The organism is Winslowiella toletana (assembly GCF_032164335.1).
Taxonomy (GTDB): Bacteria; Pseudomonadota; Gammaproteobacteria; order Enterobacterales; family Enterobacteriaceae; genus Erwinia; species Erwinia toletana_A.
In genome coordinates this window covers 4,153,107-4,176,689 of the sequence record NZ_CP134152.1, presented here as the reverse complement: position 1 = coordinate 4,176,689, position 23,583 = coordinate 4,153,107, and the positions used below count along the sequence as shown (strand labels likewise).

Genomic DNA, 23,583 nt, shown 5'->3' with positions numbered 1-23,583 from the left:
TCCTACGGGGCGACATCCCCGTTTTTCGCTATCGTCATCAGGGAGTGTTTATGTTGCCATCGTTATCACAACCGTTGCCGCCGCTGTTGCTGGAGCAAGCCGTAAAAGCGACTGAGCGGTTAAGTCTGCCGTTAACTGAGTTCAGCGCACAGCAGCAGGCAGTGCTGGCGTTCAGCGATTTCATCAGTGAAAACGTTGCTCAGCATCCGCACTGGTGGCAGCAGATAGTGCAGGTGGCACCACAGCCTGATGAATGGCAGCATTATCAACAGTGGCTGGACAATCAGCTGGCGACAGTGGCCGATGAGAATGCGCTGATGCGCGAGCTGCGGCTGTTTCGTCGTCATATGCTGGTGCGTATTGCCTGGATGCAGACGCTGGCAACCAGCAGCACGGAACAATCCTTGCAGCAGCTGAGCGTGCTGGCAGAGACGTTGATTGTCACCGCGCGCGACTGGCTGTATCAGGCGTGCTGCAAGGATCTGGGTACGCCTTGTAATGCCGCAGGCGAAGCGCAGCCGCTGCTGATTCTCGGCATGGGTAAACTCGGCGGCGGTGAGCTGAATTTCTCCTCGGATATCGATCTGATTTTCTCTTATCCGGAAAATGGCGCTACGCACGGTGGCCGTCGCGAGCTGGATAACGCGCAGTTCTTCACGCGGCTGGGGCAACGGCTGATCAAAGTGCTCGATCAGCCAACGATGGATGGCTTTGTCTATCGCGTTGATATGCGTCTGCGTCCGTTTGGTGACAGCGGGCCGCTGGTGTTGAGTTTTGCCGCACTGGAAGATTATTACCAGGAGCAGGGGCGTGACTGGGAGCGCTACGCGATGGTGAAAGCGCGACTGATGGGTGACAAAGATGACCGCTGGAGTCTGGAATTACGCCAGATGCTGCGGCCCTTTGTTTTCCGCCGCTATATCGATTTCAGTGTGATTCAGTCACTGCGCAATATGAAAGGCATGATTGCGCGTGAAGTGCGACGTCGTGGCCTGACTGACAATATTAAGCTCGGTGCCGGCGGGATTCGCGAAACCGAATTTATCGTGCAGGTATTTCAGCTGATACGCGGTGGACGTGAGCGCTCGCTGCAACTGCGTTCACTGTTGCCAACCCTCGAGTCGATTGGCGCATTGAATTTGTTGCCTGCATCGCAGATCGATCAGCTGCATGACAGCTACCTGTTTTTACGCCGGCTGGAAAACCTGTTACAGAGCATTAATGATGAACAGACCCAAACTTTGCCTGCTGACGAGCTTAACCGCGCGCGGCTGGCGTGGGCGATGGGCTTCGCCGACTGGCAGGCGCTGCACGCCGGGCTTGATAAGCATATGGCGGCGGTACGGGCTATTTTCGACGAACTGATTGGTGATGATGCGCCGGAAATTGATGAGAATCAGCAGGGGGCCGATTACGGCGTGCTGTGGCAGGATAAGCTGGAAGAGATTGAACTGGCTCCGCTGGTGCCGCATCTGGACGACATTGGTCGCCACAGCCTGCTGCGGGAACTGACGGATTTTCGCCATGATGTGGATAAGCGCACCATTGGACCGCGCGGCCGCCAGGCGCTCGATCAGCTAATGCCGCGATTACTGAGTGAGGTCTGCCCGCGTGATGATGCGGCAATTACCCTTAGCCGTCTGACGCCGCTGCTGCTCGGCGTGGTTACGCGCAGTACCTATCTTGAGCTGTTGACCGAATTTCATGGCGCATTACGTCATCTTATTCGCCTGTGTGCCGCGTCACCGATGCTGGCCAGCCAGCTGTCGCGCCATCCATTGCTGCTCGACGAACTGCTTGATCCGGCCACGCTTTATCAGCCGACCGCCACCGATGCCTACCGTGACGAACTGCGTCAGTATCTGCTGCGCATTCCGGAAGATGATGAAGAGCAGCAGCTGGAAGCACTGCGCCAGTTTAAACAGGCGCAGCATCTGCGTATTGCCGCGGCGGATATCGCTGAAACGCTGCCGGTGATGAAAGTCAGCGACCATTTAACCTGGCTGGCAGAAGCGATTATCGAGTCGGTGGTGCAGCAGGCGTGGAATATGATGGTGCAGCGCTATGGTCAGCCGTCACATCTGACCGGTGAAGGCGAGCGCGGTTTCGCGGTCATCGGTTATGGCAAGCTGGGCGGCTGGGAGCTGGGCTACAGTTCCGATCTCGATCTGGTGTTTTTGCACGACTGCCCGAATGATTCTGTAACCGACGGCGAGCGCAGTATCGACGGACGCCAGTTCTATCTGCGGCTGGCGCAACGCATTATGCATCTGTTCAGCACCCGCACTTCGTCGGGCATTCTGTACGAAGTGGATGCCCGCCTGCGTCCTTCAGGTGCCGCCGGGATGCTGGTCAGCACCTTTGATGCTTTCGATGACTATCAGCGCAATGAAGCCTGGACCTGGGAGCATCAGGCGCTGGTACGTGCGCGTATCGTTTATGGTGAAGCGGCACTCAGCCGACGTTTTGATGATATTCGTCGCGGAATACTCTGTCTGCCGCGCGATGCTGAGCAGTTGAAAACTGAAGTGCGCGAGATGCGGGAAAAAATGCGTGCGCATCTTGGCAGCAAACATAAAGGGCGCTGGGACATCAAAGCGGATGCGGGTGGCATCACGGACATTGAATTCATTACGCAATATCTTGTCCTACGTTACGCTTCGCAAGAACCGAAGCTGACGCGCTGGTCAGATAACGTGCGCATACTCGAGTTAATGGCAAATTATGAGCGGATGGATGAGGGCGAAGCCAAAGCGCTGACCAACGCCTACGTCACCCTGCGTGATGAGCTGCATCACCTGGCATTGCAGGAGTTGCCGGGGCATGTTGATGATGAGAGCTTTATTGAGGCGCGAGACGGCGTAACCGCCAGCTGGAAACGCTGGCTGGAAGCCTGATTGCTATCCCGCCGGGATAGACAGAGTTTTTAGCAATTATGCTATTATCCCGCGCAATATTTTTCTGCAGTCTGGAGTGTCAGGAATGAAAGTAACACTGCCCGATTTTAACCGCGCAGGCGTGCTGGTAGTTGGTGATGTCATGTTAGATCGCTACTGGTATGGCCCAACCAGCCGTATTTCACCGGAAGCGCCGGTGCCGGTAGTCAAAGTGGACAATGTCGAAGATCGCCCCGGCGGCGCGGCTAACGTGGCAATGAATATTGCTTCATTGGGGGCCGAATCGCGGCTGGTAGGGTTAACCGGCATTGATGATGCGGCACAGGCGCTGAGTGCTACCCTCGGTAGCGTCAACGTTCAGTGTGATTTTGTTGCGGTGCCCACTCATCCAACCATCACTAAGTTACGCATTCTTTCCCGTAATCAACAGCTGATCCGTCTTGATTTCGAAGAGGGATTTGAAGGTGTCGATCCGCAGCCGATCCACGATCGAATTTCGACTGCTCTGCCGTCTATTGGTGCGCTGGTGCTCTCTGATTATGCCAAAGGTGCACTGGCCAGCGTCGAAGCGATGATTAAGCTGGCGCGCGATGCCGGTGTGCCGGTGCTGGTGGATCCAAAAGGTACTGATTTTGCCCGCTATCGCGGTGCAACACTGTTAACGCCGAACTTCTCCGAGTTTGAGGCGGTGGTTGGTAAGTGCCACAACGAAGAGCAGATTGTTGAACGCGGTATGAAGCTGATTGCTGACTTTGAGCTGTCGGCGCTGCTGGTGACGCGTTCAGAAAATGGTATGACGCTGCTGCAACCGGGTAAAGAACCGCTGCATCTGCCGACTCAGGCGCAGGAAGTGTTTGATGTTACCGGTGCGGGCGATACGGTGATTGGCGTGCTGGCGGCAACGCTGGCGGCCGGAGATTCGCTGGAAGAAGCTTGCTTTATGGCGAATGCCGCAGCGGGCGTGGTGGTAGGCAAGCTGGGAACCTCAACCGTCAGCACGGTTGAACTGGAAAATGCCATTCATGCGCGCCCGGAAACCGGCTTTGGCGTTATGAATGAAGCCCAGCTGAAGCATGCGGTGGAGCAGGCACGGAAACGCGGCGAGAAAGTGGTGATGACCAACGGCTGTTTCGACATTCTGCATGCTGGTCACGTCTCTTATCTGGCGAACGCGCGCAAGCTGGGCGACCGTCTGATTGTGGCGGTGAACAGCGATGCATCGACGAAGCGCCTGAAGGGCGAAAGCCGTCCGGTTAATCCACTGATTAATCGCATGATCGTGCTGGGTGCGCTGGAAGCGGTAGATTGGGTGGTGGCTTTTGAAGAGGACACGCCACAGCGTTTAATTGCCGATGTACTACCGGATCTGCTGGTTAAAGGCGGAGATTACAAACCGGAAGACATTGCCGGCAGCAAAGAAGTGTGGGCAAACGGCGGCGACGTGCGGGTGCTGAATTTTGAAGACGGCATCTCTACCAGCAATATCATTAAAAGCATCCGCTCAGCCAAAAGCTGATGCTTAAATAGCGGGACGGCTCAGGCTTGTCCCGCTATTTTGACTGATTATTGCGGGTCTTCAGTCTTAATCACGGCTTGCGGCGCCGTTTCTGTTGCGCGGCTTTCCAGCGTAGCCAGACGCTGTTCCAGCGCGGACAGCTTTTCACGCGTGCGCAGTAACACCTGCGTCTGAACATCAAACTCTTCACGATTTACCAGATCCATGCGCGTCAACTGTGCCTGCAATACCTGACGGATCTTCTTCTCAACGTCGTCGCCGAATTCACGAATGCCCTTCGGCATAGATTCATGAACCTGACGAGCAAGTTGTTCAATTTTTTTCGGGTCGATCATGGCGGTTTCCTGGTCGCAACAAGTATCTTGTAAGTGTAATGCCAGAAGCCAAAAGGATAAACCTTAAAACTGCATCGCCGTGAGACTTCTGGCCGCCGGGGGCTTAAAGAAGCACTGCGCATAACAATTTGCTGTTTTTGTTCGTTGCTCTGATTTTTTATTGGCGCTATAGTGAGTTCGCTTATTCTCAGGGCGGGGCGAAATTCCCCACCGGCGGTAAATCAGCTCACGCTGAAAGCCCGCGAGCGCTTCTGGTCGCCAGGCCCGAAGGTCAGCAGACCCGGTGTAATTCCGGGGCCGACGGTTAGAGTCCGGATGGGAGAGAGTAACGATATTTGTCGGGCTTTTGCTCGCCGCGCGTTATTTTTTGTCACTGCATGACACTCCTCAAGATCGCCCTGATTCTGGTAACCCATACACTTTATAAGGTTTATTTACCATGAATCAGACGCTACTTTCTGAATTTGGCACGCCGGAACAGCGTGTAGAACGTGCAATTGCAGCGCTGCGTGAAGGTCGCGGCGTAATGGTACTCGACGATGAAAATCGTGAAAACGAAGGTGATATGATCTTCGCGGCAGAGACCATGACGGTTGAACAAATGGCATTAACCATTCGCCACGGCAGCGGCATTGTCTGCCTGTGCATCAATGAAGAACGCCGCCAGCAGCTTGAATTACCGATGATGGTGGAAAATAACACCAGCTCCTATGGCACCGGCTTCACCGTGACAATCGAAGCGGCTGAAGGCGTCACTACCGGGGTCTCGGCATCCGATCGGCTGACCACCATCAAGGCCGCGATTGCCGATGATGCAAAACCCTCTGATCTGAATCGTCCTGGACACGTGTTCCCGTTGCGTGCGCATCAGGGCGGCGTGCTGTCTCGCGGCGGCCACACTGAAGCTACCATTGATCTGGTGACGCTGGCTGGGTTCAAACCTGCAGGTGTACTGTGCGAACTGACGAACGACGACGGTTCAATGGCGCATGCGCCTGAGGTTATTGTGTTTGCTAAACAGCATGATATGCCGGTTGTCACGATTGATGATTTAATCGCTTACCGCCAGAGCCGTTAATCTCCAGGCGGCGTTTTCGCCGCCCGTAAAGAGGATTTGCACTCTGCATGCCATCATGAGGGAGCCGAAAATGGCTCCCCACCTCAACCGGCTCCGGTACTTTGCAGTAACGCCAGACTGAATCCCATTACCGTCATGCCACAGAGTACGCCATAGCTGGGGTTATTGTGCGGATCGATCTCTTTCGCCAGCGGCATCAGTTCATCTACCGACAGCGCCACCATAATACCGGCAACTGCGGCCATCACTGCGGCCATAATGACCGGCGATACCATTGGACCGAGCAGCATAAATGCCAGCAGACCGCCAAGAATCTCGGCCATACCGGAAACACAGGCCCAAAATATAGCTTTTCTTTTTGAGCCGGTGGCGGCATACATCGGTCCGGCAACTGCCAGCCCCTCAGGAATATTGTGGATAGCGACCGCCAGCGCGACGCCAAGCCCCAGTTCAAGATCGCTGCTGGCAGTAACATAGGTAGCAATACCTTCAGGAAAGTTGTGCAAACTGATGCCAAGCGTCAGCAGAATCGCGGTGCGTCGCAGATTCTGCGGCTGCCCGCTGCTGTGGTTCATATCCTGCGGATGCTGATGCGGCACCATACGATCCAGCGCAAAATAACCCAGCAGGCCGAGCATAAACATGCCGTAACCCAGCATCGGTGGCATACCTGGTGTATGCAGCGCCGCGGGCAACATTTCCATTAATGAAATCAATAACATAATTCCAGCGGCAAAGCCGAGGGCGAAAGCTAACAGACGATTAGACGGTTTTTGTCCAATAACCCCCAACAGAGCGCCGATAAAGGTGGCAGCGCCCGCGAGAATCGTCAACAGCAACGGTACTGACATCTCACTCTCCGTAAATTAGTTCTCTGCACGTCATCATTCAGTGGCTATTCAAATTTATTGACCATCTTCATCACCGTTATCCGAGTTCTTCCGGTCAGTAAACGGCGTAAGGTAACCACTATTAACCATACTACTCTTTCCGGGGATGAATAATGAGTCAAATACGTATGCCGGCTCTTTTCCTGGGTCACGGCAGCCCAATGAACGTGCTGGAAGACAATATCTATACCGAAAGCTGGCGTAAACTGGGTGAAACCCTGCCGCGCCCGAAAGCGATTATTGCGGTTTCTGCCCACTGGTATACGCGCGGCACCGCAGTAACGGCGATGGCGCAGCCCCGCACCATCCATGATTTCGGTAACTTTCCGCAGGCACTGTTTGATACTCACTATCGCGCCGCTGGCTCGCCAGCACTGGCGCAGCAGATTGCGGATGCGTTGTCGCCGGTTGAGGTGCAGCTCGATCAGGAGTGGGGCCTCGATCATGGCTCCTGGGGCGTGCTGATTAAAATGTACCCGGATGCGGATATTCCGGTGGTGCAGTTAAGCGTCGATGGCACTAAACCCGCGGCATATCATTTCGAACTGGGACGTAAGCTGGCCGCTCTGCGCGAGCAGGGGATTATGATTGTGGCCAGCGGCAACGTGGTGCATAACCTGCGGATGGCGCGCTGGCAGGGTGAAGCAGCCGCTTATCCGTGGGCTGAGTCGTTTAATCAGTATGTGCGCGATAATCTCGACTGGCAGGGGCCGGATGAGGAACATCCGTTGGTGAATTTTATGCGTCACGAAGGTGCTGCCTTATCGAATCCGACACCTGAACACTATCTGCCGCTGCTGTATGTGCTGGGAGCCAGAGCGCCAGATGAAGCGATTTCGATCCCGGTTGACGGAATTGAAATGGCATCATTGAGTATGCTTTCGGTGCAGGTAGGTTGAGTTACTGAAGATTGTTATGGGCGGCGAGAAGCCGCCCCCGACAATCGGCAGGACTTATTCGATAAAGGCGTGCGGATAAAAGCGCGAAAGATCCTGAGTGATCAGGGCGCGATCTTCACGTAAGCCAATACCGGCTGGTTGATCGTTAATCAGCCAGCTGCCGATCAGCGTGTAACTGTCGCCGAATTTAGGCAGTTCATGAAATTGCTGAACAATCATGCCTTCTTCACCGTATGGCCCGTCAACACGCGCGATTTCCTCACCGTTTTCCACGATGCGGATATTCGCACCTTCACGTGAGAACAGCGGTTTCACCACGTATTTATCCATTGGCGGCACATCATCCTCGGCAAAGTAAGCCGGCAGCAGGTTAGGATGATTTGGGAACATTTCCCACAATAACGGCAGCAAGGCTTTATTGGAAATAATGCTCTTCCACGCCGGTTCCAGCCAGCGGACGCCAGCGTCTTCCAGCTTGGTGGAGAACATCTCGCGCAGCATAAATTCCCACGGGTAGAGCTTGAACAGATTACCAATTACCTGATCGTGAATATCGGTAAACTGGCCTTTTTCGCCGAGGCCGATTTCATCCATATACAGGAACTCAGAGGGTAAGCCCGCTTCGGTGGCACAGTCTTGCAGATATTGCACCGTACCACGATCTTCATCGGTATCGCGACAGCAGGCGAAGTGCAGCCAGCTAAACCCATGTTGCTGATGCAGCTCAGTAAACCGCTCGATCAGTTTTTCCTGCAGACTATTAAACTGGTCTGTTCCGGCAGGCAGCTGGCCGGCATTCAGCTGATCTTCCAGCCAAATCCACTGAAAAAATGCCGCTTCATACAATGAGGTTGGCGTGTCGGCGTTGTTTTCCAGCAGCTTGGCATCACCCTCGCCATCCCATGCTAAATCCAGACGCGAATAGAGCGACGGCTGCGAGGTTTTCCACGACTGACGGACAAAGTCCCAGGTGTGTTTGGGAATGCGAAATTTGGTCATCAGCGCGTCACTGTTGACCACTTTCTCTACCACCTGCAGGCACATCTGGTGCAGCTCGCGGGTGGTGTCTTCCAGGTAATCAATCTGCGGCAGTGTGAACTGGTAATAAGCATCTTCACACCAGTACGGTTCGCCGTGCATGGTGTGAAAGCGAAAGCCGTATTCGGTGGCTTTTTCGCGCCAGTCAGGTCGTTCGGTAATCGCAATGCGCTTCATCGGGCTGATTAGCCTCCGTAAGAACGACTGGTGCCAGAAGCGGCGCTGTTACGCTGCATGCTGTTTTGCTTCGCCACGCTCTCACCAAAGCCGCCGCGCGTCACGGTGCTGGTGGTTGCTGGTTTTGGCGCCAGTGCGGTTTTCGGTACGGTCATGGTGCGGCCGGAAGTGGCATTACCATAATTACGACCGCTGGCATCAACAAACTTACCGTTAGCCGGGCTGTTCGGTGCGCGTGAGGTAAACAACGGTTGTGATGCGCCACCGCTCATCATACGGCCCATCATATAGCCCGCCATCAGCGGCATCCAGAAGCTGCCACTTTGCTGAGCTTCAGCATTGTTAGTGGTACCTACACCGGCCTGCGCTGGAGTCTGCTGGCACTGGCTTTCACCAAACTCAGCCACGCAGTCTTCGCGAGTCGCATATTTAGGCGCGGTTTTTTCGGCTTCTTTCAAGGCGTTATTATAAGCAGTGGTGCATTGTGCGCTCTGGCCAGGGTTGGCTTTTGCACAATCATCTGCATTCTGGAACATGGAGACGGTTTCATCTGACTGTTCACAGCCAGCCAGCATAAATACAGCAGTAACGGCCAGCGCAACTGGCGTTAAATGACGTGCGCTCCAACTCTTACGGAAGGAGGCATGTTTAATTTGTTTAGTCCGTTTCATAGCAATCTGTCCTGTGCCCAAAGGTAGTGCATAGAATAGGGGAAGAGTGGTGAAATTTGAAGCGGTGAAGCCAGATGGAATGGGGATCTTTACTTAGCTATACGTTTGATTGTGAAGGGGGACAGCGATGACTGCCCCCGGTATCACTTACTGACTGAATGGGTTACGGCCAGTACTGGCTGATTGACGCGGCGCAGCGGCAGGTGTGGCCTGCGTTTGTACCGGAGCCTGATCCAGATTCGTGTTGTTGGCAGCGGCATCCTGCTGCGGATCTACTGGCGCAACAGCGTCAGGCGCAGTGGAAACATCCTTGCCTAAACGGGTGTTCAGTGCCGACAGATCCTGTTCGTTCAGCGTACCCAGAGCAGATTTGATGTTCAGTTCGTTAATCATATAGTCATAACGGGCATCAGAAAGCTGCTGCTTGGCATTGTACAATGTGGTCGTTGCATCCAGCACATCAACGATAGTGCGGGTACCCACCTGATAACCGGCTTCCATGGCATCCAGGGAACTTTGCGCAGAAACCACTGCCTGTTTGTAGGCGTTGATGCTGCTGATGGACGCGTTCACGTTGTTAAATGAGGAGCGAACGGTTTGTACGGTGGAGCGATGCGCGCTTTCCAGCTGCTCACTGGCGCTGACGTAAGCGTATTGCGCCTGTTTCACCTGGGACGTCACCGCGCCGCCGCTGTACAGCGGAAGCGTAAAGCTCAGGCCAACCTGGTTGCTGCCGGTGATGCTATCAGTGGAGCCAGTGGACTGATTGGCACGGCTGCCGCCATATTTGCTGTTCGACATACCGGTAGAAGCAGTCAGGTCGACAGTTGGCATGTGGCCGGTTTCTGACGAGCGAATCTGCTCACGCGCCAGGTCTTGTGACAGACGCGCAGATAACAGGCTCAGGTTACGGCTTTCCGCTTCCTTCAGCAGCGCATTTACCGGCTGCGGTTTTTCGGTCTGGAAACGGTCGATATTCAGTGAAGCCAGTGACGGATAGTAGTTGCCGGTCACCTGGCGCAGGATTTCAACGGTATTATCCAGCGCATTACGTGCGGACACTTCACTCGCCAGCACGCTGTCATATTGCGCGCGCGCATTCTGCACATCGGTAATCGCCACTAAGCCAACGTTAAAACGTTGAGTGGTCTGATCTAACTGACGGTAAATCGACTGTTTCTGCGCTTCGATATACGAAAGCGAGTCAATGGCGCGTAAAACATTAAAATAGGCGGTGGCGGTATTCAGCATCAGCGACTGCTGCGCGGTCTGATAAGTAACGTCCTGAATGCCGGCACTTTTTTCTTGTAACGTCAGCGCGCGCCATTTAGACATATCAAACAGCGTTTGCGTTAATTGTAATGTGCCGCTGGTGGTATTGGAGTGCAGGCCGCTGCTGTCGCGATAACCGTTGTTATAAGTATAATCTGCGCCCAGACCAAGTTGTGGTAATAGCGGACTGCGGGCTTCATTAATTTTTTCAAATGCAGCATCACGGTCGGCAGCAGAACTGCGCAGGTCAGGGTTAGTGATTCGCGCCTGCTGATAAACTTGCAGCAGGTTCTCTGCCTGACTTGCGACGCTGAAGCCCGCCAGGCTCAGGCCGATAAGTAATGGGAGCAGTTTCTTCATTTGCATTCCTTGTTGTGCAGCAATATTGCTATGGTAGCGCTGACATAAGCCAAAAAAATAATCGCCGATTCTAGCAGAATCTGCCGCCTGGATAAGTTGGCTGAACGTGCCATCTTCCCTTAATTTACGTAAATCTTTCAGAAAGAACCATACTTCTCCGAGATTGAGATTTGAGATACTCAATTTCGTCCCCAGCTTGTTCAGGAGGTGTAACGATGGACAGTGAAAAAAAATACCCTGTGACTTTCACAAAAAACGATGTAGAAATTATTGCACGTGACTCGCTTTACCGTGGTTTTTTTTCCATCCAGCGTTATCGTTTTCGCCACCGCCTGTTTAATGGCGGAGTCAGCGATGAAGTGGTGCGGGAAATTTTTGAACGTGGTCACGCTGCGGTGCTGCTACCCTATGACCCATTACGCGATGAGGTAGTACTGATTGAACAGATTCGCATCGCGGCTTTCGACACCAGCCCGACGCCCTGGCTGATGGAAATGGTCGCCGGGATGATTGAGCCGGGTGAAAGCGTTGAAGATGTGGCGCGCCGTGAAGCGGTTGAAGAAGCCGGATTAACCGTTGGTCGTATAAAACCGATTATCAGTTATCTTGCCAGCCCGGGGGGCACCAGCGAACGATCGTCGGTGATGGTGGGTGAAGTGGATGCCAGCCTGGCACAGGGATGCCATGGTCTGGAGGAAGAGAATGAGGATATTCTCGTCCATGTAGTAAGCCGTGAACAGGCTTATCAGTGGGTGGAAGAGGGGAGAATTGACAACGCGGCCTCTGTCATCGCCCTGCAATGGCTGGAGCTGCACCATAAGAAACTACGCGAAGAGTGGAACGCCAAATGATTAAGCGCTATACCCCTGATTTCCCCGAAATGATGCGCCTGTGCGAAACCAATTTCGCCCAGCTGCGTCGCTTGTTGCCTCGCAATGATGAGGCGGGTGAAGCGGTGACTTATCAGGTTAACAGCGCCAGTTACAGCATCACTATTCAGGAATCGACCCGCTACACCACGCTGGTAGAAATCAAGCAAACTGCGCCGGCCGTGAGTTACTGGAGCCTGCCATCAATGTCTGTCAGACTTTATCATGATGCTATGGTTGCGGAAGTGTGTTCAACGCAGCAGATCTATCGCTTCAAAGCACGCTATGATTATCCAAATAAAAAATTGCATCAACGTGACGAAAAGCATCAGATTAACCAGTTTCTTGCTGACTGGTTGCGCTACTGTTTAGCGCATGGCGCGATGGCTGTACCAGCCTGTTAACCGTGCGACAGAAGACGATAATGGCGTGGAGACTAAGGATACTCTTTGGATAGCCTGTTAAAACTTCCTGTGTCGAGTGGGGACAACATCAGGATTTTACAAATAACGGATACCCACCTTTTCGCAGGTAAAAATGAGACGCTGCTGGGTGTGAATACCTGGGAAAGTTATGATGCAGTGCTGGACGCTATCGAGGCGGAAGGGCGGCATTATGATCTGATCGTCGCCACTGGCGATCTGGCTCAGGATCACACAGCTGAGGCTTATCAGCACTTTGCTGAGGGTATTGCACGTCTGCCGGCTCCTTGCGTCTGGTTGCCGGGTAATCATGATTTTCAGCCCGCGATGTTTAGCACGCTTGCTGAAGCGGATATCGCTGATGCCAAGCATGTGCTGCTGGGCGAAAGCTGGCAGGTAGTGCTGCTCGACAGTCAGGTGTTTGGCGTGCCGCACGGTATGCTGAGTGAATATCAAGTGGAGTGGTTGGAGAACACACTGGCACAGCAACCGCACCGGCATACGCTGGTATTGTTGCACCACCATCCGCTGCCATCGGGTTGTAACTGGCTCGATCAACACAGCTTGCGCAATCCCCACGCGCTGGATGCAGTCTTGCAGCATTATCCATTGGCGAAAACGCTGCTCTGTGGCCATATCCATCAGGAACTGGATCTCAACTGGAATGGACGCCGGATACTCGCGACGCCATCGACCTGCGTCCAGTTCAAGCCACACTGCACTAACTTCACTATTGATTCCGTTGCGCCGGGCTGGCGCTGGTTAGATCTGTTTGCTGATGGTCGGTTGGAAACTCAGGTAAAGCGCCTGCAAACTCAGTATTTTAATCCCGACCTCGACTCAGAAGGATATTAGCAATGGCGACGTTGCTCTATCTGCACGGATTTAACAGTTCGCCGCAATCGGCAAAAGCGACGCAGTTTCAGCGCTGGCTGGCAGAACATGCACCGGAGATTGAGATGCTGGTGCCGCAGTTACCGGCATTTCCCGACAGCGCCGCTACGCTGCTGGAAAGTCTGGTTATGGAGCGGGCCGGTCAACCGTTGGGCGTGGTCGGCTCCTCATTAGGCGGCTACTATGCCACCTGGCTATCGCAATGTTTTATGTTACCTGCGGTAGTGGTAAACCCCGCCGTGCGGCCTTTTGAGCTGCTGGCTGACTATCTTGGGCATAACGAGAACCCATACACCGGGCAACATTATGTGTTAGAGTCTTGCCACATTCACGATCTGAAAGTCATGCAAATTGACCCGCTGGAGTCGCCCGATCTTATCTGGCTACTGCAACAAACGGGTGATGAAGTGCTCGATTACCGTCAGGCTCTGGACTACTACAGTGCCTGCCGCCAGACGGTAGAAGAGGGCGGAAATCATGCCTTTATCGGATTCGAACGCCATTTCCCGCAGATTCTCGACTTTATTGGCCTGAATCACGCCTGAGCGATTGTGGGAACATAGCTAACCGTTTTTAAGCCACCAATCAGATTTATACGATGACTCAATCCAGCTACAACGCTGATTCCATTGAGGTACTCAGCGGCCTCGAACCCGTTCGCCGACGTCCGGGAATGTATACCGACACCTCACGCCCGAACCATCTGGGCCAGGAAGTCATAGATAACAGCGTCGATGAAGCGTTAGCGGGCCACGCCAAACGTGTCGAGGTGATTCTGCACGCCGATCAGTCGCTGGAAGTGATCGATGACGGCCGTGGTATGCCGGTGGATATTCACCCGGAAGAGGGCGTGCCAGCGATTGAGCTGATTCTTTGCCGTCTGCATGCCGGTGGTAAATTTTCCAATAAAAACTATCAGTTCTCCGGCGGCCTGCACGGCGTGGGAATTTCGGTGGTCAACGCCCTGTCCAAACGGGTGGAAGTTACTGTGCGCCGTAATGGCGAAGTGTACGAAATGGCCTTTGAAAATGGCGATAAAGTACAGGATCTGACGGTAACCGGCACGGTGGGTAAGCGCAACACCGGTACCCGGGTGCACTTCTGGCCGGATGGCTCTTTCTTCGACAGCCCACGTTTCTCGGTTTCGCGCCTGGCACACGTGCTGAAAGCCAAAGCGGTACTCTGCCCGGGCGTGGAAATTGTCTTTAAAGATAAGGTTAACAACACCGAGCAGCGCTGGCTCTATGCAGATGGCCTGAATGACTATCTCGCCGAAGCGGTTAACGGCCTGATTACGCTGCCGGAAACACCGTTTATCGGCTCGTTTTCCGGTGATGTCGAAGCGGTGGACTGGGCGCTGCTGTGGCTGCCGGAAGGTGGCGAGCTGCTGACCGAAAGCTACGTCAACCTGATTCCGACCATGCAGGGCGGTACCCACGTTAACGGCCTGCGTCAGGGGCTGCTGGATGCAATGCGTGAGTTCTGTGAATTCCGCAATATTCTGCCGCGTGGCGTTAAGCTGTCGGCGGAAGATATCTGGGATCGCTGTGCGTATGTGCTGTCGGTTAAAATGCAGGATCCACAGTTTGCCGGTCAGACCAAAGAGCGTCTCTCTTCCCGTCAGTGCGCTGCTTTTGTTTCCGGCGTGGTGAAAGATGCGTTCAGCCTGTGGCTGAACCAGAATATTCAGATAGCCGAACAGCTGGCAGAACTGGCGATTTCCAGCGCCCAGCGCCGCATGCGTGCGGCAAAAAAGGTGGTGCGTAAGAAGCTGACCAGTGGCCCGGCACTGCCCGGTAAACTGGCGGATTGCTCCGCGCAGGATCTCAGCCGCACTGAACTGTTTCTGGTGGAAGGGGATTCCGCAGGCGGTTCTGCCAAACAAGCGCGCGATCGTGAATATCAGGCGATCATGCCGCTGAAAGGTAAGATCCTTAACACCTGGGAAGTCTCTTCCGATGAGGTGCTGGCGTCGCAGGAAGTGCATGATATTTCAGTGGCGATCGGTATCGATCCGGACAGTGAAGATCTGAGCCAGCTGCGTTACGGTAAAGTTTGTATCCTCGCGGATGCGGACTCCGATGGTTTGCATATTGCCACCCTGCTGTGCGCGCTGTTTGTTCGCCACTTCCGTTCGCTGGTGAAAGGCGGCCACGTGTATGTGGCGATGCCGCCGCTGTACCGTATCGACCTCGGCAAAGAGGTTTATTACGCCCTCGATGAAGAGGAAAAGGCCGGTATTCTTGAGCAACTGAAGCGCAAGAAAGGCAAGCCAGGCGTACAGCGCTTTAAAGGGTTAGGTGAGATGAACCCATTGCAGCTGCGTGAAACCACGCTCGATCCGAATACCCGTCGTCTGGTGCAGTTGACTATCGACGATGAGAATATCGCACAGACCTTAGCGGTGATGGATATGCTGCTGGCGAAGAAGCGTTCGGAAGATCGTCGCAACTGGTTGCAGGAAAAAGGCGACACTGCCGAAATCGAAGTCTGAATCCGGGGCGACCAACAGGTCGCCCTTATTATTTCTGGTTTGCAGGATGGTCTGTGAAAATCACCCTTGAAGAACTGCGTGCCTGGGTTGTGGTGATCGACACCGGTTCGATTACCGCCGCGGCTGAACAACTGAATCAAACCAGCTCGGGCATTAGTCGTGCGCTGAGTCGGCTGGAAAATAAGCTGCAAACGACGCTACTACACCGCACCACGCGTCGGCTGGCGTTAACCGAAGAAGGGCAGATTTTTCTTGAGCACGCGCGGAACATTCTGTCTTCGGTAGAAATAGCTGAAGAGCAAATTGCTCAGCGCCGAGAAATCCCCTCCGGAAGACTGCGTATTAACGCCGCCACGCCGTTTATGCTGCATGTGATTGTGCCGTTGATGGCGGAGTTCAGTGCGCGCTATCCCTTGATTCAGCTGGAGCTGAATACCGATGATGTGGTGATCGACCTGCTAGAGCAGCAGACCGATATCGCCATTCGCATTGGTGAGCTGCGGGATTCCACTATTCATGCGCGCGCGCTCGGCAGCAGTAAGTTACGCCTGCTGGCCAGCCCGGACTATCTGGAGAAATACGGTAAGCCGGAAAGCGTAGCCGATTTGGCTAACCATCGGTTGATCGGCTTTACTCAACTGGATAAACATAACCTCTGGCCGCTGTGGCGCAGTGAAGGGGAGCTGTTGCAGATCAAGCCGGATGTTGCGGCTTCCAGCGGAGAAACCATTCGCCAGCTGGCAGTATATGGTCAGGGTATTGCGCGGATATCTGATTTTCTTAGTCGGCAGGATCGCCAGAGTGGTCGGCTGGTGCCGGTGCTTGAAGAGCAGACGCGTGAAATGCATCACCCGATTCATGCGGTCTATTACCGCAATACCACGCTGTCGACGCGCATTACCTGCTTCCTTGATTTTCTCAGCGAGCAGATTGCCACAAAGCCCCTGCTGTAGCAGGGCGGAGCCAGCTCCGCCCTCAATGAACTACTTCGCCGCTTCCAGCACGAAAATCTTCACATCTACCACATCATCTTTGATCCTGGTGCGATGCGCTTCCATATGCGGCATTTGCTGATGCTGTTCCAGATGGCGCAGCGAGTCCCAGTGTTCCAGCATAAAAATAGAATCTGGTGAATGCTGTTTCCACGGTACCTGGGCTTTTAGATCAAGCAGTGCCTGATAGCTGCCACAACCCTCTTCTTCCAGTACCGTTGGGGTTAACTGTTCAATTGCCGCCAAAACTTCATTGCGACGGCCCGGTTTGACACAAATTTCAGCAATCACGGTCAGCATGCTTAATCCTTCAGTTATTCAGGAGTGTTAAGTTAAGCAAAAATTTTGCCCAGATGCTCACGATAGCGCTCGATATCACGTGGAATATCCGGCTGTTTAATCACATCGTTACAGATAAAGGTTGGCAAACCTTCCATGCCAAGGAATTGATTGGCTTTGTGGAAGTGCAGATACAGGCCATCAACGCCAACACCTTCAAAGAACTGCTCGGGATCGGTAAAGGCTTCCAGCGGGGCGTTCCAGGTCAGCGACAGCATATAGGTTTTGCCCTGAATCAGGCCGCCGGAACCGTATTTTTTCGCCGCATCAGCACGGGTACGCCCGTCACTGGCATACAGTTTGCCGTGGCCTTCGGTGAACACTTCATCAATATATTTTTTCAGAATCCAGGGTTCACCCATCCACCAGCCAGGCATTTGATAGATCACCGTGTCGGCTGCGAGGTATTTCTCAATTTCTGCCGCCACGTCATAACCTTCATCGACCATGGTGACGTCTACTTCATGGCCGTTATCACGCAGAAAACTGGCCGCAACGTTAGTCAGGGTATGGTTCAGCTCGCCTTTGGAATGGGCAAACTGTTTGCCTGCATCAATGATAAAAATTTTGCTCATGTGATTTTGTCTCTGGTTCATGAAATTAATGCCAGTGTACGCGCCTGTGCGCCAGAGAAAAATGTGCTGTTGATCACAACACTCTTGCTTCAGCAGCAATAATCATCGCGGCTGGAGTAATGTCTTAGCCTTGATAATAAAAAGGAAATGGCAGTAATGAACAAACTATGGGCCGTGGCATTAATGATGGTGGCAGGCGGAGCCAGCGCGCAGTCGCATCTGGACCGCGTAATGCAGAGCAAAATCCTGAACGTCTGTACTACCGGTGATTACAAACCTTATACCTTTCTGCGCAGCGATGGCGGCTACGAAGGGATTGATATATCAATGGCTGAATCACTGGCGAAGAGCCTTGGCGCGCAGGTTAAGTGGGTGCCAACCAGCTGGAAAATGCTGATGCCGGACTTTCTGGCGAAGCAGTGTGATATTGCACTGGGTGGCGTTTCGGTTACGCTAAAACGTCAGCAGACTGCCTGGTTTGCTAACCCGCTCGGCACTGACGGTAAAATTCCGCTGGTGCGCTGTGAGGATAAAGCCAAATACCAGACCATTGAGCAGCTTAATCAGCCGCAGGTAAGGCTGGTTGAACCGGCCGGCGGCACAAATGAAGCCTTTGTTCACAGCCATTTACCGAAAGCGAATCTGACGCTATTCCATGATAACGTCACTATTTTCCAGCAGTTGGTGGATAACAAAGCGGATGTCATGATTACCGATGCGTCGGAAGCGTTGTATCAGCAGAAACGCTTCCCGCAGCTGTGTGCGGTTAATGCCGATAAGCCGATGCAGTATGGCGAGAAAGCCTATATGTTGCCGCGCGATGATATTAACTGGAAGCTGTATGTCGACCAGTGGCTGCATCTGAGCACCGCTACCGGCGAGTATCAGCAGATTGTCAGTCAGTGGTTAGCCCGCGATTAATCACTGTTCACCGGCGGCGATAATGCCGCCCGATATCTGACGGGTCGTCTGAGAGCGGTGTGCAGCCGCGCCTGCTGACAGTTGTGCCAGCCACCTCGCGGTTCTCTGTGACAGAACATCACCAGATAAGGTACTATCCTCGCCAAACATACCGCTGTGTGGCGCGTTGAAATCAGTAATAATTGCGCCGCGATGTGAGGAAATGAAATTAATGAGTGACTTGACGCAGGATGGTGCAGAGCGTCTTGCCCTGCATACGTTTACAGAGAATGCGTACCTCAACTACTCCATGTACGTCATCATGGACAGGGCGCTTCCTTATATTGGCGATGGCCTGAAGCCGGTTCAGCGCCGCATTGTCTATGCCATGTCGGAACTGGGGCTGAACGCCAGCGCCAAATTTAAAAAGTCAGCCCGTACCGTCGGTGACGTGCTGGGTAAATATCATCCACACGGCGACAGCGCGTGTTATGAAGCGATGGTATTGATGGCGCAGCCGTTCTCCTATCGCTATCCGCTGGTGGATGGTCAGGGAAACTGGGGTGCGCCGGACGATCCGAAATCCTTTGCGGCGATGCGCTATACCGAATCGCGCCTGTCGAAATATGCAGAAGTGCTGCTGGGAGAGCTGGGTCAGGGTACGGTAGATTACGTACCGAACTTCGACGGCACCATGCAGGAGCCGAAAATGCTGCCTGCGCGCCTGCCGAACATCCTGCTGAACGGCACGACCGGTATTGCGGTGGGAATGGCGACCGATATCCCGCCACATAACCTGCGTGAAGTGGCAAAAGCCGCCATCACCCTGATTGACAGCCCGGAAACCTCGCTTGATGAGCTGCTGGATATCGTGCAGGGGCCGGACTATCCGACCGAAGCCGAGATCATTACGCCGCGCGATGAGATCCGTAAGATCTATCAAAATGGCCGCGGTTCAGTGCGTATGCGAGCGGTATGGCGAAAAGAAGAGGGTGATGTGGTGATCACCGCGTTGCCACACCAGGTTTCCGGTGCGCGTGTGCTGGAGCAGATTGCCGCGCAGATGCGCAACAAAAAGCTGCCGATGGTGGAAGACCTGCGCGATGAATCGAACCACGAAAACCCGACGCGTCTGGTAATTGTGCCGCGCTCCAACCGGGTGGATATGGAACAGGTGATGAACCACCTGTTTGCCACCACCGATCTGGAAAAGAGCTATCGCGTTAACCTGAATATGATTGGCCTGGATAATCGCCCGGCAGTGAAAAATCTGCTGGAGATTATCAGCGAGTGGCTGGTATTCCGCCGTGATACGGTGCGTCGCCGTCTTAATTATCGTCTGGAAAAAGTGCTGAAACGCCTGCATATCCTCGAAGGTTTGCTGGTGGCGTTTCTGAATATCGATGAAGTGATTGAGATCATCCGAACTGAGGATGAGCCGAAACCGGCACTGATGTCGCGTTTTGGCATCAGCGAAACTCAGGCAGAAGCGATTCTCGAATTAAAACTGCGTCATCTCGCCAAACTGGAAGAGATGAAAATTCGCGGTGAGCAGGACGAACTGGCAAAAGAGCGCGATCGGTTGCAGGCGATTCTGGCTTCCGAGCGCAAAATGAATAATTTGCTGAAGAAAGAGCTACAGGCTGACAGCGATGCCTACGGCGATGACCGACGTTCTCCGCTGCGTGAGCGCGAAGAAGCGAAAGCCATCAGTGAACACGATCTGATGCCATCTGAGCCGGTAACGATTGTGCTGTCGCAGTCTGGCTGGGTGCGCAGCGCCAAAGGGCACGATATCGACCCGTCAGGTCTGAGCTATAAAGCTGGCGACAGCTATCGCGCCGCCGCGCGCGGCAAGAGTAATCAGCCGGTGGTGTTTATCGACTCTACCGGACGTAGCTATGCGCTGGATCCAACGACGCTGCCGTCGGCGCGTGGTCAGGGCGAGCCACTGACCGGAAAGCTGACGCCACCGCCGGGCGCGGTCATTGAGCAGGTATTGATGGAAGCCGACGAGCAGAAACTGCTGATGGCATCCGATGCCGGTTATGGTTTTGTCTGCACTTTCAGCGATTTGGTTTCGCGTAATCGTGCCGGTAAGGCGCTGCTGTCGCTGCCAGAAAATGCCAAAGTGATGACGCCGATGGCGATTCACAGCAACGACGATATGCTGCTGGCTATTACCACTGCGGGCCGCATGCTGCTGTTCCCGGTCGGCGACCTGCCACAGCTGTCGAAAGGTAAGGGCAACAAGATTATCTCGATTCCATCGGCTCAGGCTGCATCGGGCGAAGATAAGCTGGCGTGGCTGCTGCTGCTCACGCCGCAGAGTGCAATTACCCTGCATGTGGGTAAGCGCAAACTGACGCTGCGTGCTGAAGAGTTACAGAAGTTCCGTGCTGAACGTGGTCGTCGTGGCACCCTGTTGCCGCGTGGATTACAACGTATCGATCGCGTGGATGTAGATGCCCCTGCGCGTCCACCAGCGGCCGACAGCGAAGAGTAACGGTCAGATATTTTCACCATAACGTCCCTTCCTCCTTTACGGAGGAAGGTTAGGATGGAGCTTGCTCCATCCCAATCCTCCGCCATATTCTGGTGGAGGGGGCATTGGCGCCGGGTTGCTTAGCTCGGAAGCAATAACGAGGTTGTGATGCTCTTAATTTTACGGGTAATTTTTGTCGTCATTTATTCAATTCTGCTGTGTGTGTTTGGTTGTATTTATTGTCTGTTTTCGCCGCGAAATCCCCGTCACGTTGCGACCTTTGGCCACCTGTTTGGCCGACTTTCCCGGGTGTTTGGCGTTAAGGTTGAACAGCGTAAACCTGCTGATGCTGCAAATTATGGCAATGCCATTTATATTGCTAACCATCAGAATAATTACGATATGATCACCGCCGCGAACATTGTGCAGCCGACGACCGTAACTATCGGTAAAAAAAGTCTGCTGTGGATTCCGTTTTTTGGACAGCTCTACTGGCTGACCGGTAACCTGCTGATTGACCGGGATAATCGCGCAAAAGCACATGGCACTATCGGTGAGATGGTTGAACAGTTTCAGAAGAAAAAAATCTCTTTCTGGATGTTCCCGGAAGGCACGCGCAGCCGTGGTCGCGGTTTATTGCCGTTTAAAACCGGTGCGTTTCATGCCGCGGTGACAGCGGGCGTGCCGATCATTCCTATTGTGGTCTCAACAACGCATAACAAAATAAAACTGAACCGCTGGAATAATGGTTTAGTGATTGTCGAAATGCTGCCACCGGTTGATGTGAAGCAGTTCGAAAATCAGTCGGTGCGTAAACTGGCGACCCATTGCCGCGAGCTGATGGCTGCTAAGCTTGAGCAGCTGGATGCGGAAGTCGCGGAACGTGAAGCCAGTAACCGGGTTTAATGATGAATATCGGAGCGGCAGCTATGCTGCTCCGCGTGATATAAGCAGTAACGCAGCACTTTCTCACATCATAATAAAATGGAAAGCGGCCAGTCCCCTATAGCCGCGCTCACGGGTACGGAGTTTTTATGTCCTTTAGTCGACGTCAATTTATTCAGGCATCGGGCCTCGCCCTGTGTGGCAGCGCACTGCCTTTCAGTGCCCGCGCCGCCGAGAATGGAACTGCATTACCGGTTCCACCGTTGCTGGAATCTCGTCGTGGTCAGCCGCTGTTTCTTACCCTGCAACGCAGTCACTGGTCGTTTAGCGGCGACAAAAACAGAGTGCCGGTATGGGGCATCAACGGCGGCTATCTTGGTCCGACGGTGCGAGTCTGGAGTGGCGATGACGTCAAGCTGATCTACAGCAACCGCCTGAATGAGCCGGTATCGATGACGGTCAGTGGTTTGCAGGTGCCGGGTGCCCTGATGGGCGGTGCGCCGCGCATGATGTCGCCGGGTGTCGACTGGTCACCGGTGGTGCCGATCCGTCAGGCGGCTGCCACCTGCTGGTATCACGCCAACACGCCTAACCGTATGGCTCCTCATGTTTATAACGGACTGGCGGGTATGTGGCTGGTGGAAGATGAGGTGAGTAAATCGTTACCGATTCCTAATCATTACGGCGTCGATGATTTCCCGGTAATTATTCAGGATAAGCGGCTGGATAATTTTGGTGTGCCACAATATGAGCCGCCTTCCAGCGGTGGCTTTGTTGGCGATACGCTGGTGGTTAACGGGGTACAGAATCCGTATGTCGAAGTGTCGCGTGGCTGGGTTCGCCTGCGCCTGCTGAATGCTTCCAACTCGCGCCGCTATCAGCTGGCGATGAGTGATAATCGCCCATTTAATGTGATATCCAGCGATCAGGGCTTTTTGCCTGCGCCGGTCGCGGTTCAGCAGCTGTCGCTGGCACCGGGTGAGCGTCGTGAAGTGCTGGTGGACATGTCGCAAGGTAAAGAAGTATCGATTACGGCTGGCGTGGCGGCAGGAGTGATGGACCGTCTGCGTGGCTTTTTCGAACCCTCCAGCATTTTAACTTCTACGGTGGTATTGAATCTGCGACCAACCGGATTGCTGCCGTTAGTGACTGATAATTTGCCGATGCGTCTGGTAGCCGATCAGATTATTGATGGTTTGCCGAGTCGTACGCGTGAGTTCCGCCTCGGTGATGCGTTACCGGGTATTAATGGTGCGCTATGGGATATGACGCGTATCGATACTCAGGCGCAGCAGGGCAGTTACGAACGCTGGATTATCCATTCGGATACGCCACAGGCCTTCCATATTCAAGGCGTGATGTTCCTGATCAAAAGCGTCAATGGGGCGCAGCCGATGGGGGAAGATCGTGGCTGGAAAGATACCGTATGGATAGATGGCGATGTGGAGCTACTGGTGTTGTTTACTCAGCCATCCTCGCAACACTTCCCGTTTGTCTACCACAGTCAGATGCTGGAGATGGCCGATCGCGGCTCGGCAGGTCAACTGCTGGTGCTGCCGGTAATGTAATCCAGCATGCTGCGACTCATAAAATTT

21 protein-coding genes and 1 riboswitch are annotated in these 23,583 nt (G+C 53.8%); of the genes, 14 read left to right on the top strand and 7 right to left on the bottom strand.

The window, feature by feature from the left end; genetic code table 11:
- The first annotated feature begins 50 nt into the window (after nt 1-50).
- Both glnE and hldE read left to right on the top strand, forming a co-directional pair.
- Nucleotides 51-2,897: a bifunctional [glutamate--ammonia ligase]-adenylyl-L-tyrosine phosphorylase/[glutamate--ammonia-ligase] adenylyltransferase gene (gene glnE, locus RIN69_RS19045; protein WP_313853790.1), complete on the top strand. Its 2,847-nt coding sequence runs from the start codon at nt 51-53 to the stop codon at nt 2,895-2,897.
- Between the two features lie 85 nt (nt 2,898-2,982).
- Nucleotides 2,983-4,413, top strand: a complete 1,431-nt coding sequence (gene hldE, locus RIN69_RS19040) for a bifunctional D-glycero-beta-D-manno-heptose-7-phosphate kinase/D-glycero-beta-D-manno-heptose 1-phosphate adenylyltransferase HldE (protein ID WP_313853789.1) — start codon at nt 2,983-2,985, stop codon at nt 4,411-4,413.
- Between the two features lie 47 nt (nt 4,414-4,460).
- Here the strand turns inward: hldE and ubiK are convergent, their stop codons facing one another.
- Nucleotides 4,461-4,748, bottom strand: a complete 288-nt coding sequence (gene ubiK / locus RIN69_RS19035) for a ubiquinone biosynthesis accessory factor UbiK (RefSeq protein WP_313853788.1) — start codon at nt 4,746-4,748, stop codon at nt 4,461-4,463.
- 179 nt (nt 4,749-4,927) lie between these two features.
- A riboswitch (FMN riboswitch) is annotated at nt 4,928-5,079 on the top strand.
- Between the two features lie 108 nt (nt 5,080-5,187).
- Here ubiK and ribB point away from each other — a divergent pair.
- Nucleotides 5,188-5,826: a 3,4-dihydroxy-2-butanone-4-phosphate synthase gene (gene ribB / locus RIN69_RS19030; RefSeq protein WP_313853787.1), complete on the top strand. Its 639-nt coding sequence runs from the start codon at nt 5,188-5,190 to the stop codon at nt 5,824-5,826.
- Between the two features lie 83 nt (nt 5,827-5,909).
- On the opposite strand, the gene zupT is transcribed toward ribB, so the two are convergent.
- Complete coding sequence (gene zupT, locus RIN69_RS19025) at nt 5,910-6,677, bottom strand: zinc transporter ZupT (RefSeq protein ID WP_313853786.1); 768 nt, start codon at nt 6,675-6,677, stop codon at nt 5,910-5,912.
- Between the two features lie 152 nt (nt 6,678-6,829).
- On the opposite strand from zupT, the gene ygiD reads away from it, so the two are divergent.
- Nucleotides 6,830-7,615 (top strand): 4,5-DOPA-extradiol-dioxygenase, encoded by a 786-nt coding sequence (gene ygiD, locus RIN69_RS19020; RefSeq protein WP_313853784.1) that lies wholly within the window; start codon nt 6,830-6,832, stop codon nt 7,613-7,615.
- A gap of 54 nt (nt 7,616-7,669) precedes the next feature.
- On the opposite strand, the gene RIN69_RS19015 is transcribed toward ygiD, so the two are convergent.
- The 3 genes from RIN69_RS19015 to tolC all read right to left on the bottom strand — a co-directional run bounded on the left by RIN69_RS19015 (nt 7,670) and on the right by tolC (nt 11,133).
- Entirely contained in the window at nt 7,670-8,830 is a 1,161-nt protein-coding gene (locus tag RIN69_RS19015; protein ID WP_313853782.1) for a glutathionylspermidine synthase family protein, read from the bottom strand.
- A gap of 8 nt (nt 8,831-8,838) precedes the next feature.
- Complete coding sequence (locus tag RIN69_RS19010; protein WP_313853781.1) at nt 8,839-9,501, bottom strand: DUF1190 family protein; 663 nt, start codon at nt 9,499-9,501, stop codon at nt 8,839-8,841.
- A 147-nt stretch (nt 9,502-9,648) separates the two neighbouring features.
- Entirely contained in the window at nt 9,649-11,133 is a 1,485-nt protein-coding gene (gene tolC / locus RIN69_RS19005; RefSeq protein WP_313853779.1) for an outer membrane channel protein TolC, read from the bottom strand.
- A gap of 215 nt (nt 11,134-11,348) precedes the next feature.
- Here tolC and nudF point away from each other — a divergent pair, with 215 nt between their 5' ends.
- The 6 genes from nudF to RIN69_RS18975 are packed head-to-tail and all read left to right on the top strand — an operon-like array spanning nt 11,349 to nt 16,765.
- Nucleotides 11,349-11,984, top strand: a complete 636-nt coding sequence (gene nudF, locus RIN69_RS19000) for an ADP-ribose diphosphatase (RefSeq protein ID WP_313853778.1) — start codon at nt 11,349-11,351, stop codon at nt 11,982-11,984.
- A complete protein-coding gene (locus tag RIN69_RS18995; protein WP_313853777.1) occupies nt 11,981-12,406 on the top strand; it encodes a DUF1249 family protein in 426 nt (141 codons plus the stop codon). Before nudF ends, RIN69_RS18995 begins: the two co-directional genes overlap by 4 nt.
- Before the next feature lie 45 nt (nt 12,407-12,451).
- Nucleotides 12,452-13,279, top strand: coding sequence for a 3',5'-cyclic-AMP phosphodiesterase (cpdA, locus tag RIN69_RS18990; protein WP_313853775.1), 828 nt, complete (start codon nt 12,452-12,454; stop codon nt 13,277-13,279).
- 2 nt (nt 13,280-13,281) lie between these two features.
- Entirely contained in the window at nt 13,282-13,863 is a 582-nt protein-coding gene (gene yqiA / locus RIN69_RS18985; RefSeq protein ID WP_313853773.1) for an esterase YqiA, read from the top strand.
- A 53-nt stretch (nt 13,864-13,916) separates the two neighbouring features.
- Nucleotides 13,917-15,812, top strand: a complete 1,896-nt coding sequence (gene parE / locus RIN69_RS18980; protein WP_313853772.1) for a DNA topoisomerase IV subunit B — start codon at nt 13,917-13,919, stop codon at nt 15,810-15,812.
- A gap of 53 nt (nt 15,813-15,865) precedes the next feature.
- The gene (locus tag RIN69_RS18975; protein ID WP_313853770.1) at nt 15,866-16,765 is read left to right on the top strand and encodes a LysR family transcriptional regulator; all 900 of its coding nucleotides are present in this window, start codon (nt 15,866-15,868) and stop codon (nt 16,763-16,765) included.
- 30 nt (nt 16,766-16,795) lie between these two features.
- On the opposite strand, the gene RIN69_RS18970 is transcribed toward RIN69_RS18975, so the two are convergent.
- A complete protein-coding gene (locus RIN69_RS18970; protein WP_313853769.1) occupies nt 16,796-17,104 on the bottom strand; it encodes a putative quinol monooxygenase in 309 nt (102 codons plus the stop codon).
- A gap of 32 nt (nt 17,105-17,136) precedes the next feature.
- Nucleotides 17,137-17,718 carry an NAD(P)H-dependent oxidoreductase gene (locus tag RIN69_RS18965; protein ID WP_313853768.1) on the bottom strand — a complete coding sequence of 194 codons (582 nt, stop codon included), beginning with the start codon at nt 17,716-17,718 and terminating at the stop codon, nt 17,137-17,139.
- A gap of 156 nt (nt 17,719-17,874) precedes the next feature.
- Here RIN69_RS18965 and RIN69_RS18960 point away from each other — a divergent pair, with 156 nt between their 5' ends.
- The 4 genes from RIN69_RS18960 to ftsP all read left to right on the top strand — a co-directional run bounded on the left by RIN69_RS18960 (nt 17,875) and on the right by ftsP (nt 23,556).
- Nucleotides 17,875-18,639 carry a transporter substrate-binding domain-containing protein gene (locus RIN69_RS18960; RefSeq protein WP_313853767.1) on the top strand — a complete coding sequence of 255 codons (765 nt, stop codon included), beginning with the start codon at nt 17,875-17,877 and terminating at the stop codon, nt 18,637-18,639.
- A 211-nt stretch (nt 18,640-18,850) separates the two neighbouring features.
- The gene (parC, locus tag RIN69_RS18955) at nt 18,851-21,124 is read left to right on the top strand and encodes a DNA topoisomerase IV subunit A (RefSeq protein WP_313853766.1); all 2,274 of its coding nucleotides are present in this window, start codon (nt 18,851-18,853) and stop codon (nt 21,122-21,124) included.
- A gap of 147 nt (nt 21,125-21,271) precedes the next feature.
- Nucleotides 21,272-22,009: a 1-acylglycerol-3-phosphate O-acyltransferase gene (locus tag RIN69_RS18950; RefSeq protein WP_313853764.1), complete on the top strand. Its 738-nt coding sequence runs from the start codon at nt 21,272-21,274 to the stop codon at nt 22,007-22,009.
- Between the two features lie 128 nt (nt 22,010-22,137).
- On the top strand, nt 22,138-23,556 hold the full coding sequence (ftsP, locus tag RIN69_RS18945) for a cell division protein FtsP (RefSeq protein ID WP_313853763.1): 1,419 nt from the start codon (nt 22,138-22,140) through the stop codon (nt 23,554-23,556).
- Nucleotides 23,557-23,583: the final 27 nt, after the last annotated feature.